Annotated in this window: 10 protein-coding genes; 4 read left to right on the forward strand and 6 right to left on the reverse strand. The window is 40.1% G+C overall.

From position 1 onward, the window contains the following. Positions 1–720 precede the first annotated feature (720 nt). From BLR84_RS07135 to BLR84_RS07160, 6 genes are all read right to left on the reverse strand, one after another. Positions 721–1272: a hypothetical protein gene (locus BLR84_RS07135; RefSeq protein ID WP_143013856.1), complete on the reverse strand. Its 552-nt coding sequence runs from the start codon at positions 1270–1272 to the stop codon at positions 721–723. Positions 1273–1413: 141 nt separating this feature from the next. Beyond that, positions 1414–2961 carry an FG-GAP repeat domain-containing protein gene (locus tag BLR84_RS07140; RefSeq protein WP_090466415.1) on the reverse strand — a complete coding sequence of 516 codons (1548 nt, stop codon included), beginning with the start codon at positions 2959–2961 and terminating at the stop codon, positions 1414–1416. Between the two features lie 100 nt (positions 2962–3061). Beyond that, on the reverse strand, positions 3062–4837 hold the full coding sequence (locus BLR84_RS07145) for a RagB/SusD family nutrient uptake outer membrane protein (RefSeq protein WP_090466417.1): 1776 nt from the start codon (positions 4835–4837) through the stop codon (positions 3062–3064). A gap of 21 nt (positions 4838–4858) precedes the next feature. Beyond that, positions 4859–8182: a SusC/RagA family TonB-linked outer membrane protein gene (locus tag BLR84_RS07150; RefSeq protein WP_090466418.1), complete on the reverse strand. Its 3324-nt coding sequence runs from the start codon at positions 8180–8182 to the stop codon at positions 4859–4861. A 904-nt stretch (positions 8183–9086) separates the two neighbouring features. Then, entirely contained in the window at positions 9087–9803 is a 717-nt protein-coding gene (locus tag BLR84_RS07155) for a DUF3307 domain-containing protein (protein WP_090466420.1), read from the reverse strand. Continuing rightward, the gene (locus BLR84_RS07160) at positions 9803–10450 is read right to left on the reverse strand and encodes a hypothetical protein (protein WP_090466422.1); all 648 of its coding nucleotides are present in this window, start codon (positions 10448–10450) and stop codon (positions 9803–9805) included. The genes BLR84_RS07155 and BLR84_RS07160 overlap by 1 nt, the downstream gene beginning before the upstream one ends. Before the next feature lie 202 nt (positions 10451–10652). Between BLR84_RS07160 and BLR84_RS07165 the strand changes: the two genes are divergently transcribed. From BLR84_RS07165 to BLR84_RS07180, 4 genes are all read left to right on the forward strand, one after another. Next, on the forward strand, positions 10653–11339 hold the full coding sequence (locus tag BLR84_RS07165) for an NUDIX hydrolase (RefSeq protein ID WP_090466424.1): 687 nt from the start codon (positions 10653–10655) through the stop codon (positions 11337–11339). 76 nt (positions 11340–11415) lie between these two features. Further along, complete coding sequence (locus tag BLR84_RS07170) at positions 11416–12312, forward strand: NUDIX domain-containing protein (RefSeq protein ID WP_090466426.1); 897 nt, start codon at positions 11416–11418, stop codon at positions 12310–12312. Between the two features lie 4 nt (positions 12313–12316). Continuing rightward, on the forward strand, positions 12317–13729 hold the full coding sequence (locus tag BLR84_RS07175) for a nicotinate phosphoribosyltransferase (RefSeq protein WP_090466428.1): 1413 nt from the start codon (positions 12317–12319) through the stop codon (positions 13727–13729). 7 nt (positions 13730–13736) lie between these two features. Continuing rightward, positions 13737–14642, forward strand: coding sequence for a ribose-phosphate diphosphokinase (locus tag BLR84_RS07180; protein ID WP_090467619.1), 906 nt, complete (start codon positions 13737–13739; stop codon positions 14640–14642). Positions 14643–14675 lie beyond the last annotated feature (33 nt).

The following is a 14675-nucleotide window of genomic DNA, read 5'->3' on the forward strand; positions in this document are numbered from 1 at the left end:
AAACACTCCAGACAATATTTATAAATCAATCTAATTCATTTAAACCTGTAAAAAAATGATCATGCCGCCACCGGTCATGATCATTAATGAATTTCCAAAGTATAGTTTGAATAACCCAGGACTTATATATACTGTATTAGTTATAACTCACGGAATAGCTATTTGTTGTAAAATTCAATCCTGCTCCGTTAGTCCCGTAGGATGAGGTGATCTCAAAATCAAATTGCACGTTACCTTTAATAATGCTTAATTACTTTATCTAGTCTGGAAATACTTTTACTGATACCATATATTTCAATATAACAAAAAAGCGCTCCGTATCTCACCCCGGAGCGCCATTCAATGTTCCTACAAACATCGATCAACTAAACTCAGATCTCTACAATCTAAGGTCTTTACCATTTTATAAAGTCATCTTTTTAAATACAAACGCTTTTTTTTCATGACTTTAACTATGGCTTTTATAAGTTTTATTCTTAATTATTATATATCTTTTATCTATTCAACAGATCAAAAAAAAACACAATTATGCATAATTAATATTATATAATATAATATTAATTATAAAATACACTACATATCTATGTCGTAATATTTCTGAATACAGACACTAAAAATAATTTTTCTACTAATTCAAGCATCGTTGAACTGGATGCTTTGCTTTACTTAAACCAAAGCAATCATATCAATCAGATAAAAGAAATTACAGAAATTACCCGATTAGCAATTAAACCTGGGCGGTTGTTTAGGCATAGTTACATGATGCCATGTTTCGGGTTGAAAGTATAGGGTATTAGCCGGCGTAATTAGGGTGACCGGCGGTTCAAAAGTTGTATTTAAAAAGACAAAGGACGAAAATACATCCACCAGTTGCATACTCACAAAAGGCACATGATCTTTTTGCTTAACAGGCACATCATTAGTTTGTTGTGCATGAATTACGTTATGCGTATTAAGACGAGTCGAGCGATAGTTAGGCACACACTTCAGATATAAAGTATGCTGAGTTATCTTCATTTTAACATAATTATAGGCCTGGTCGCCAAAGCGTATTTGGCCACTGATGTTCTCATACCTTGTCCAATTGGTGATGCCTGGCATATTTACTGGTATCTTAATATCCACCAATTCATCGGTGTTATAAAGCCCCTTGGCCGCCTGTGCCTCATAAAATTTATCGGCACAGTATGATAGGTATTGATGCAATATCAAATATCCCCCCAAACTATACAGGTGAATGCTCAATAACAATATAGCAGAAAGTCTTTTCAAAGGTTAAAATTGGTGCACTTGGTTTATTATTAGTAAATATAACATAATTCTATATAAAAGAAAAGAAAGTAAAAACTATTTTATCACTTTTTGAATATATTTATTCTATATAGAATCAGTATCGAACATATTATAATCTGGTTATTTGCGCTTGGCTTGATGTTTGACATTTTTAAGTATAACAAAAGGTGTGTAAGCGTCCCAGTCGGGTTTAAGATCGGGCTGGTTAATAAAGCCAAAAGAATAATTGCCCATTATAATATCCGGCTTTCCATCGGCATCATAATCGGCAACATCCATACAGATCCATCTGCCGTGTTTGGCTATAGGTAAATTATGGGGAATAAAGTGCAGCGGACTGTCTTGCTCAAAATAAGTAAATCCTTCCTCCGGATTATTTTTCAGATCAGAAAAAAAAGCGATGAGCGCAATATCCAATTTCCCATCACCATTAAAATCAGCTGCAACAGCTTTGCTGGCTCCGTTAACCGGATAAAAATAGGCCTGCTTATATTTAAAGTTGCCTTGATTAAGAAAAATGTAAACCCCGTGATAAGGTTTTAATATTTTGGAATAGTCACTATTATCACCACTGGTGTATAAAATATCGGGGCGGCCATCGTGATTAAAATCAATCAGTTGAAAACTGCTGGAGCCATAAACCGGTGGAAACCTCAATAAATTGTGTGTAGTAAAACCGCCTTTGTGATTATTCAAAAAAAGCCATACCCCTTCTTCAGCCTGTGCAAACAGGCACATGATATCCGGCCATCCGTCATGGTCATAGTCACCTATCTCTACATACTCCGCTCCGGGTATAGTGCTGATGATGTGTTTTTCATATTGCTTTCCTGGTAGTTGTTTATACCAGTACAAGCCGCCAGCATTATGGCCGAACCCGCATATAATAAGGTCTGTAAGCCCATCCTTATCCATATCTGCCTCGCGTGCTTTTACCGGACGGGGCAGTCTATCAGCCAGTGGTTTATTATTATCTTCGGCCCAACCATTAACTAATAAATTCGTTATAAAACCATTGGAAACATCAATAGCATCCATGGAACCAATAAAAGTGAACAGGCCATGTTCTGCCCCCAAAGCATCTTTGTTAAAGCTGACGTCAACTGCTGGTGAACTATATCTTTGTGATGACAACAATTTTAACCCGGGCGACCATTGGCTGATACTACGGGTCATTCCATCGCTGGTAAAAATATGGTTGCTTATAGTATCAAAGGCAACCAGACTGGTGGTTGCGATGGTTTGGCCTGGTGACGGTTTAAGTAATGAAAACACACCCATGTCTTTAACCGGAGCTACCGGTACCCTGGCGGGTTTCAGCGTTTTGGGCGCAACTGTTTTATAATAATTTACAATTTTTAGCCAATCCTCATAACCCAGTGTCGATTTTGCAAGAGGATCATTCACATATTGGTCTTCGGCATAAACAGCTATACCTAAGCGACGGGCCATAGCAGGCAATACATGTTTGCCCCATGTTTCCTGATCAAGCAATCCGGCATCAGGGTATTGGTGACAGCTTTGGCAATATTTTTTTGAGAGTGCTTTACCATCAAGGGGAACAACAGCTACTGGCTGATCATTATTGCAACCTAAAGTCAACGAGCAAATAGCAACGGCGAATAAAACAATGGAAGTAAGGATAATATGATCTTTTTTAAATGCCATTAAGCGATAAATATTGAAGGACTTAAAGTTATAATTTAGTAATAATAAAAAGCGACAGCAATGCTGTCGCTTTTTATTATATAAGGTGATAAGGAATTTATCAGTAACCAGGATTCTGTTTTAAAGCGGAGGTTGTTCCGTTAGATTCCAGGTCAATTTGAGCCTGCGGAATTGGATAATATTCATTTTTGTTTGGAGTAAAGCTTGCACCGCTCACATCGGTTATTGTCTTGCCATCTAAATTAAAGTAAGTAGCCAATAACTGCTGCGCAATACCCCAGCGAACAATATCAAAGAAACGGTGACCTTCCATAGCTAGCTCCAGTTTACGCTCAAAATAGATAGCTTTTAAAGCCACGGTCTTGCTGGAAAAATAACCTCCAGGGTATTGGCTGATCACATAGTTTGCAGCCGGAGTTGTAGTATAACCACCAGTTGGGTTAGCCGCATTTTTATAAGTATATACAAAACCTGCCGGATTTGTAGCTCTTGCGCGTACACGGTTAACGTAAGCCTCGCCCAAATCGCCTGTACCTAACTGCGCTTTTACTTCGGCAGCCATCAGCAACACATCGGCAAAGCGGATAATATTGATCTGGTTGGCGTTACCCGGAGCCCAGGAGTGACTATCGCCATAAGTACCTTTGGTAGCCTGGAAGTAAACGTTTTTTTTGGCTGAGTACGGACCAGCTGAACTTTGTTCACGAATCCAGCCCTGGCCCGGGTGATTACCCCAATCCAAAAACGGAACACCACGACGACCAACAGTCCAATCCAAACGAGGGTCGAGATTACCGGCATCCAATGTAAATGCTGCAGTAGACGCTATACCTTGGTCGTTTGCAACAGGATGCAAATTATAATCGTCAAGGTAAGGCAAACCCGCAGCATTTGTACGGAAAGAATTTGCCAGATCAAGCGTTGGCTGAAAGAAACCACAGCAACCGAACGGACTGTTGTACGGATAGTTCAACATATCACCATTATTAGCCTCACTAATAGTATTGGTACCGTCATTTGCTGCCTGTTGTACGGCAAATACGGTTTCTTTATTGTTTTTGGTTGCAGCGTTGAAGTTGTCAAAGTAATTAGCAGTTAGGTCATATGCCACGCCGGCAGAGTTTTTACCGGTTGTTATTATGGTAGTAAACAAGGCATCAGCATCAGTGTATTTCTTCTCGTACAAATAGCTTTTAGCCAGATAGGCAGCGGCAGCCCATTTATTTACCCGTCCAATCTGTGCCTGTGTTTCAGGTAGGTTGGTGTAGGCAAACTTAAAGTCGTCCTCAATTTTTGGCCATACATCCGCTGTATTTGGTTGCACAAAGTTTGTGGTAGTTTCATCAATATAGGGCACATTGTTAAACATCTTTTTCAGATCAAAATAATAGTGCCCGCGTAAAAATCTAGCTTGTGCAACTACTAAAGTTTTAGCCGATGCGGTCATATCTGTTGCAAGAGCAGATGCCTTGATCACGTTATTACAACGTGTGATACCCTCATAATCAGCCCTCCATTTACTGTTCAAAAATCCGTTACTGGCATCAACGGTGAAACGAGCGATGGAGTTAATTGCCGGTTGATCAGTACCCGAACTGCCTTTATGAGCATCGCCGCCAGCTACTGAGCCATAAACCCAATTGTCAGCTGCAGCTTCCCATGGACCGCCACCACCAAAGGCCGCGTTGCTACCCTGTTGTCCATCCAGTGCGGAGTAAGCACCAATTAGCAATCCATCCACACCGGCTGCAGTGTTAATAGCTGCAGATGGCAAAGCACCCAGCACCGGCTGCTGCAGGTATGACTTTTTACATGAACTTTGTATAATACCGACCGCTAACAAAGCGTAAACCGATAAACGTTGAATATTTTTCATTTTCTTTCTAATCTTAAATAATTAAAACTTAACCTGTAAACCCAATAAGTAAGTACGTACCGGTGAATAATTACCACGATCTATACCAAAGTTGGTGCTGCTGTTAGTTGCTTGGGTATTGATAACGCCTGCATTAGTATCAACAGCCTGGTTACCTGAACCACTGCCCACAATTTCAGGGTCTACACCACTATATTTGGTAATGGTGATGAGGTTGGCACCAGATAAGTAAACCCTTAACCTGTCAATCCCTACGCTTTTCAGTATCTTAGGATCAAAAGTGTAACCGATTTGAACATTACGCAAACGCAGGTATGAGCCGTTTTCTACATAATAAGAGTTAGGTACGGTACTGGTACTGAATGAGCCGTCGATCTCCTGTATTGGCGCTTTAGCATTTGTATGGGTAGGAGTCCATGAGTCATACAACGCGGTTTTGCTTTTTACGCCCAAAAAGTTGGTGTAAAAATCTGTCCACCATTTGGTATCATTCCAGATTTTGTTACCATAGGAGCCATACCAGAACATATTCAGATCAAAGCGTTTATATGAAAAATCAAGGTTTAAACCACCTGTAAATTTAGGGTTAGGGTTACCAAGTAATGTACGGTCAGCCGCAGTAATTTTACCATCACCGTTTACATCGGCATATTTAAAACGGCCAGGGGCAGCATCAGACTGATAAGTTCCGCCAGCTTTTTGGTTAGCAGCATCAATATCGGCCTGTGAGTTCCAGAAACCATCTGTCTTGTAACCGAAGAAGCCACCAACAGGGCCGCCTACCTGGTTCCTTACGATAAAGCTTCCATTAAATCGACCACTGTTCTGATCAAAATAAGGCTGCCCCAGTGTTACTTTTTTAATAACGTTGTGGTAAGTAGTAAAAGTTAAAGTAGCGTTCATCTTTAACTCTGACGACAGGTTTTGGTGTGTAGTAATGGCTATATCCACACCGGTATTGTCCATTGCACCTACGTTTGCGTATGGCGCACGGGCTGTACCCTGGGTACCTGGCAAGTTTGGATTATATAGCAGGTCGGTAATGCTCTTTTTATAATAATCGGCAGAGATCTCTAACTTCTGGTTAAAGAATGTTCCATCAAAACCAACGTTTAAGTTTTTGTCTGATTCCCATTTTGCGTCAGGGTTACCAATTCTGTTTTGAGTAAAACCAGGAACGGTGCTGGTTGAGGTACCGCTGATATCATAATAAGAGTTGGTTCTGTTACCGGCAAAGGTACTAAAGGCGTTTGGCGGGTCAACGTTATTCTGGTTACCCATAACACCATAACCACCCCTGATCTTAAAGTCGTTTATCCAGCTGATACCTTTAAAGAACTCTTCCTGAGATAAACGCCAGCCCGCGCTCACTGCCGGAAACCAGCCATACACCTCATTTAAAAACCTGGTTGACCCATCACGACGGATAGTGGCATTTAACAAGTATTTGTCGTTAAATGTATAATCTAAACGAGCGATCAGCGGTGAATACAGCCTGTCTCTTTGTAAAAAACTATAGGCTGTTGGTGAACCAGTACCGCTTGATATAGAGGTATAGTTTGGGTCAAATATAAAATAACCGGTGTTGCTTGCGCCTAAAGCCTGGTAACGGTTTTTAACCACTTCGTTACCTACCAGTAATTTGATATCGTGTTTACCAACAACCTGGTGATAGGTTAAAGTGTTGGTCCATGTGTAGCTGTAACCATTGTAAGAATTCTCTGAATAAGAGTTAGTTGTGTTGTTTTCAGAGTTCTCATATTCCGGATAAGTGAAAGAATGGTTATAGTTTGAATAATATTCACCACCAAATTGCGTACGAATGGTAAAGTGTTTCAGGAAGTCAACCTCGGCGAACACATTACCGAATAGTCGGTTGGTAATGCCGTAGTTGTTTTGTGTACGTGTTGCAATGGCAACCGGGTTACGGGCATTACCAAGGTTGGCGGTATTTGAACCGGCAAAATTCCCTTTGATGTCATATACCGGGATAATAGGTTGCTCGCGGAACGCCATACCGATAGATGAGCCCTCGTCATTTTGATTAATCTGTGGATTTTCAGATATAGCGTAAGAAATGTTTTCGCCTACGCGGATATGATCAGTAAGGTTGTAGCTGGTGTTTGCCCTTACGGTATAACGTTTAAGATAGGTATTTAGCAAAGTACCTTGTTGGTTAAAATAGTTCATAGAGAACAGGTAGGCTGCTTTATCTGTAGATCCATTAACATTCAGGTTATGGCTCTGGATAGGTGCCGAACTGAAAATCTCGTGATACCAATCTGTACCTGCTTTGTTAGCCTTGGTTATGCGGTAAAAGCCTGATGGATCTCCCGAGGTATAAAACGGATTAACGCTATATTTTGACGGATCAACAGCAGGATCACCATCATGAATACCAAACGGACCGTTAGGGGCTTTAGTTACAGGATCAAAACCAGCATTAATATAATCAGGCAGCACATTACCATTGGGGCCGTACAGGTTACTGCTCAGGTCAACAGGAATGCCTTTTAGCCTGGCGGTATTTTGAATAGCCAATGTTCTCAGGCTCATCATTTCGGTAGGATTCAGCAAATCATAAACATTACCGCCCTTAGGTTGCTGCGTACCATAGTATGCATCATATGAAATATTGGTTTTGCCTTTACCTTTTCTGGTAGTGATGATAATTACACCGTTTGAAGCACGTGCACCGTAAATAGACGCGGAGCTCGCGTCTTTTAAAACCTGCATGGTTTCAATATCATTCGGGTTAAAGTCATTCACATTGGTGGTAGGTACACCATCAACTATATACAAGGGCTGGTTGTTACCAAAGGTATTGGCACCGCGTATTTTTACTGCAGGGGCCTCGCCAGGTTGTCCCGAAGCTACTACGGTAACACCTGCAGCCTGACCTTGTAATTGATTTTCTACAGATCCTGTTGGTTGCCGGTTCAAAGCAGCAACACTCACTACTGCCACCGCACCAACAAGGTCTTTTTTACGTTGTGAGCCGTAACCTGTAACTACAACTTCATTTAAGGAGTTATTGCCGGCTTTAAGCGTAATATTCGGGTTAGTATCTGAGCCAACCGTAATATCCGACGTTATATAACCGATGTATGAAATGGTAATTACATCGCCCGCTTTAAGTGTAAGCGTAAAATTACCATTCACATCTGTTACAGCTCCTGTAGTAGTCCCTTTGACTCTTACGGAAGCCCCTACTACGGGCAGTTTGTCATCGCTACCGATAACCTTGCCCTTGTACTTTGTTTGGGCCGTAGCCACTAATGAAGATATGAGGAAACATAATAGTACCCCCATAAATCTCCCTTTGAGAAGTAAACTTTTAAGCATGATTTTAATTAATTTAGTTAATATATTGGATTTAAGAACTTATTTAAGACACTGAAAATCAGGCCTTATAAAAGCAATGGTAGAGACATTGCTGCCATATTTTATTATTATTCTCTTTGGCTTAAAAGCAATGGTAGAGACATTGCCGGCTAATTCGCTTTTAACAAGCAATAACCAGTAATAAATATTATAGGGCTAATGTGTAGGCAATAACCAAATAATGGCCAAAAAATATGAAATACCAACTATTGTGTAGGCAATAATGGTCGATTTATCTATCCCTGGTTTAATTGTGAGATAAGCCTTACGGCAATAACCAGAAATAACATAAATACATTGGTACTTTACGTATGATTAATTACTTGTGAAGCCTTGACGATTTATCGGATTGATTGTGAGATAAGCCTTTCGGCAATAACCCGGTAAAACAGATATATGATATGTATTAACGTATAAATAACATCCTATATCTTAAGCCTTCATGTTTATCATCATTAAGTTTTGCAATGTGCGTTATATATAATATCAGGTAATAATTATCTATTTTGTCGTATAGATAATATTGGTTTGGAGCTAAAGTAATAATAGTGTACGGTTTACACAAGGTATTTCTTTAGAATTACGAATTAATCATTTTAATATATCTAATAAGATTTGATATTCGCAATGAAAATACTCTATAATTAACAATTAAGTGGGAATTACAAAGTGATTATTGAATTTTCACAATTAACTATTTACAAATAAAATTTAGTTAAAGAGATTTCTTCATACTACACAGGATTAAACGAAGGTTACATTCAATACTGATTCAGTTTTTTACCGAAAACAGGAACAGGCCAGAAACATGTATTGCTTCTACCTATCAACCATTTTAAAGTCGTTTTTATCCCCCACACCCCGGTTAGTTTTTTAGAATATAGTTTACTATAACCCCAATAATCGCGGCTGATGAAAAGCTAATCAGCGTTCCAACTAAAATATATTCCGTCTTTTTTTGTTCCCGGTCATCTTTATCACCAAAACGAAGTATGGATTTAGCTGCCATTAAAAAACCCAAAGCTGTATATTGATTACTGATAATAAAGGTTAATATCAAAACTCTTTCACATCGTCCAATCCACATACCGGCCTTACTTAAGCCCCCGGCATTCATACCCGCCTCTTTTTGCCATTTTTCGGTTGCTTTACCAATAGCAATTCCTAACGGACCAATTACCAAATAATAAGACAATACCAATATCCAGAAATGGGACGAGCTTAAATATTTAATTACCCATGCTGTTGTCAGCTGACAGTTAAAATAAACAGCTATCCAAATCAGGAGAATAACGGCCAAATGCAATAACTGATCAAATAAAAAATAAATGAAATTATTGGAACGGTAGCTTTTCCAGATATCTATTACCAGGTGAGTTACCATCACAATCAGCGGAATATACCATTTACCCCAGTCCCACAAAAACAGATAGGTTAATATAGTTACCACCAATACATGGTAATACATTTGAGGTGCTTTCTCTTTTTTGCTTTCTTTAGCTTTTACCCAACTTTGGGGTTGAAACAGAAAATCGCCCAATAGATGCGCCATCAGTAACCGTAATAAAATACCCAATTCCATTATTTAAAATATTGCTTTTTTAGATCCGTGTTTATATAACTAATACCTTTTTCGATTTCCTTCCACTTAGCCGCTCTTAAGCTCTTAGCGATAGCCGGCTGACTCATCTTTAGCTCCTTTGCTATTTTATCCTGTGTGCTATCTTCTATACTTAATAACTGATAGATGGTTTCTGCCTGATTTATCGTCCAGCCCTTTACAATCATGTTAATATACATTAGTATCACCTGGTATGTGCCGGTTTTAGCCTCATCAAAGGTAGTAAGCCTGATGATCTCCTCTTTATCCATTTTGTCGAAGTTTCTACCCGAAAAATGAAAGGCTTCCCCATCTGAATCCAGAACATTTTTACCAAGATACGCTATTTCACCAATTCCAATCGAAAGCCGGGTACCCAAACGGGTAAGACTATGTTTATCAGAATTCATCTTAAACCAACATATCAACCGTATGCATTTGTTTAAAACCTCACCTATGTCATTCACTATAAATTGATAGCTATCCCCTCTAAATATCGCAGCATCCAGAGGTTGTTTAACCATTGATCTTAATAACCGCTCGGTATCACTAACTAATTTACCCCGTTTTTGATCTGATAACTTGGTAAAGTTTTTAATATCTCCGGTAACAACTGCATATATCTTCATAACATCTATATTAACATATTACTAAGTTATAACTAATTTTGTTTATATTAAAGTAAAATAACCAATTTAAGTTATATTAATATTATATAACCAATTTTAGTTATAGTTTTAAATTATAACTAAATTTAAGAATGTTCCATCACACAATGAACATCAGCCAAACCACGCTTGACTGCTTTGTGCATATTAATAACTTTGTAACATGTCAGCTTCTCAGAACATTAAAGTAGCCGTTGATGCGGTTGTATTTGGATATACTTCAAAAGAAGGTTTATCGGTACTCCTGATCAAACGAAAAATTAAACCTTATAAAGATAGCTGGGCCTTACCAGGCGGATTAGTTGGTGACGATGAATCACTCGAGGATGCTATACAGCGGGAATTAAAGGAAGAAACCAGCATCAGCTTTAATTATCTGGAACAGCTATACAGCTTTGGCAAACCGGGGCGCGATCCACGCAACCGGGTAATATCCATTACCTATTATGGCCTGGTAAAACCAGATGCCTTTGAAATTAAAGCAGATACCGATGCCAGTGATGCAGCCTGGTTTAATATCAAAAACCTCCCTCCATTAGCCTTTGATCATGACCAGATAGTTAATGCGGCCCATGATCGCCTTAAAAGTAAAATGCTTTACCAACCGGTTGGCTTTGAATTACTGGAAGAAAAATTCCCTTTTTCTGAGCTGGAAAAATTATATATGGCCGTTCTTGATCGCCCTATCGATCGACGCAATTTCAAAAAGAAGATCGTCAAATTTGGCTTTCTGGAAGAAACCAATGAGAAACAAGCGCTTGACGGCGCCGGCAGACCAGGAAACCTTTTCCGTTTTAACGAAGAAAAATACTACTTGCTGCAAAAACAAGGGATCAGTTTTGAGATTTAAGTCAATAAAAAATAAAAAAATAATTTGCGTATTTAAAACACATATTTATATTTGCGTATAATTAACGCAATTAATCATGAAAACAGGAGTAATAATAGCACGTTTCCAAACACCATACCTGCATGAGGGGCACCGTCAATTAATAAAGCAGGTAAGAGACAGCCACAATAAACTGATCATTCTGCTTGGTGTTAGCCCAATAACCGGCAGCCGAAAAAATCCGTATGATTATCATACCCGCGAAAAAATGATCAAAAAGGATTATCCGGAGATTATTGTACTGCCGGTAAGCGATCATCCAAGCGACCGGGTATGGTCCGAAAACCTTGATAATTTACTAAAAAGCGTTTTCCCTTCAGAGCATTTCTGTTTGTATGGCAGCCGGGATAGCTTTATCCCCTACTACTCAGGCAAATTTGAAACAGTAGAGTTGCCCGAGCATGGCGATTATAATGCCACCGAACTTCGTAAACAATATGCCGACAAAGTATTTGACTCCAATGATTTCAGAGCGGGGATATTATATGCTTATTATAATCAGTATACAAAGGTTTACCCTACGGTTGATATAGCCTTGTTTCGCAATAACAGAACCGAAATACTCCTCGGCAAAAAAGCGGTTAATAACAAATGGCGTTTCATTGGTGGTTTCTCTGATCCTGAGGACGCCGATTATGAAAGCGCCGCCAAACGGGAACTAATGGAGGAATGCGGTGAAATGGAGATCACTGAAATGACCTATGAAACCTCTCGCAAAATAAACGACTGGCGCTACCGCAATGAAGCCGACAAGATCATCACCTTGCTATTCAGTTGTGATTTCATAGCCGGCTCCCCCGCAGCACAGGATGATATTATCGACCTCGACTGGTTTAAATTATCTGACCTACCTCAAATGCTCACCGATGGTTTTATCAGTGATGAACACCATGAGTTGTTTGATTTTATGATTAACAAATACCTAAAAAAATAAGGCCATGAAACGCGAAAATCTGATCCTTTTGGCTGACGCATATAAATACGCCCACCATAAATTTTACTACCCTGGTACCACTCAAATATATAGTTACCTGGAAAGCCGTGGCGGTTGGTTTGATGAAACCATATTTTTCGGTTTACAATATTTTTTAAAAGAGTACATACAAGGACAAGCATTTACACAACAAGACATTGACGAAGCTGATAGCTTTTTACAACAAGTATTTGGTCGTGATGATGTATTTAACCGTGCAAAATTTCAATATATCCTGGATAAATATAATGGCCATCTGCCTATAAAAATAAAGGCTGTCGCCGAAGGTAAAGCCGTGCCAACCGGCAATGTACTCATGACTATCGAAAACACAGATCCTGAATGCTATTGGCTCACCAACTTTTTGGAAACCCTGCTGATGCAGGTATGGTATCCATGCACCGTGGCCACATTAAGTAACCAGATCAGAAAAGTGATCACGCAATACTACCAGGAAACCGCTACCGATGGCGCCGAAGCAGGAATTGATTTTGTACTGAACGATTTTGGTTTCCGTGGGGTAAGCAGCGTAGAAAGTGCCAAACTGGGCGGAGCAGCCCATCTCATTAACTTCAGCGGTAGTGATAACCTGGCTGGTAGCAGCATGGCCATCAATTATTATGATGCTCAGAAAGTTTATGGACTCAGTATACCGGCAACCGAACACAGCATTTGCACCCTGCTGGGTAAAGAGGGTGAACTGGAAGTCTTCAGGCACGTATTGAAAAGCTTCCCTACAGGCACCATCGCCTGCGTATCTGACAGCTACAATATCTTCAGAGCGTGCGAAGAGTATTGGGGTACTGAACTACGGGATGAGATCCTGAACCGCAAAGGCACCCTGGTTATCCGTCCGGATAGCGGCGACCCCATCAGGACCCTGCTGGAGATATTTGAGATCCTGTTCAGCAAATTTGGCTACACCGTTAACACCAAAGGCTACAAAGTTTTACCACCGCAATTGCGGGTGATACAGGGTGATGGGGTTAATTATACCGAGATCAAAAACATCTACAAAACACTAAAAGAAAACGGCATCAGCGCCGAAAACCTGGTGCTGGGAATGGGCGGGGCTTTACTGCAAAAAGTCGATCGCGACACCCAAAAATTCGCACTTAAATGCAGCAGCGCTGTGATTAATGGTAAAGAAGTAGCCGTTGAAAAAAGCCCAACCGAAATGGACGCGCAAGGCAACATTACCGAAAGTTTCAAAAAAAGCAAAGGCGGGCGTTTGAAACTGGTAAAAATAAACGGCATCTTTAAAACTGTCAAAGAACAAGACCATATCGAACTGGCCGACCATTTGCAAACCGTATTTGAGAACGGTAAGCTGGTAAATACCATCAATTTTGAACAGGTACGGGCAAATGCCAATTAATATAAATATGAAGAAGTTACTATTTAATATAACCGACTATGAATACCTGGCCGAAAGAGTATTAGCTTCCGGTCTGTTTGAAAAAGGCGAACTGGAAGTAAGCCACTTTACCGATGGCGAACGCTATCAACGCATCATCTGCAATGTCGAAGATCGTGATGTGATACTACTTGGCGGCACCGTATCCGACCAGGCTACACTGGAATTGTACGACCTCGCTTCATCACTGGTAAGTTATGGCGCTAACTCGCTAACGTTAGTTATACCCTACTTTGGTTACTCTACCATGGAACGAGCCGTGCTTAGCGGCGAAATCGTTACTGCCAAAACCAGGGCAAGGCTTTTGTCCTGTATTCCCCGCTCTAACAGGGGTAATAAGGTTTTATTGTTCGATCTTCATTCCGAAGGTATCCAATACTATTTTGAACATGGGCTGTATCCTGTACACGTTTATTGCAAGGATATTGTGATAGCTGCTGCCCGCGAATATGGCGGCAACAATTTTGTAATGGCCAGCACCGATGCGGGTCGGGCCAAATGGGTGGAATCGTTAGCTAATGACATGGGCGTAAATGCAGCCTTTATCCTCAAACGCCGTCTCAAAGGTGACCATACCGAAGTAAGCGCCATCAACGCCGACGTAGCCGGTAAAACCGTAATTATTTACGACGACATGATCCGCTCGGGCGGTAGTATCATCAACGCCGCGCAAACCTATAAAAACGCCGGTGCAGGTGATATCTATGTGATCACCACACATGGGCTTTTTGTGAATGATGGCATCAACAAGCTTAAAAATTCCGGATTGATCAAAAAACTCATCTGTACCGACTCGCATGTCAACACCCAATATATTGCGGACGACTTTACCGAGATAAGAAGCTTAGCAGGGCTCATCAGCAGCAATCTTTAAAACTAATTATATCAAGCCTTGCATGATGATCAT

Source organism: Mucilaginibacter sp. OK268 (assembly GCF_900103125.1).
Lineage (GTDB): Bacteria > Bacteroidota > Bacteroidia > Sphingobacteriales > Sphingobacteriaceae > Mucilaginibacter.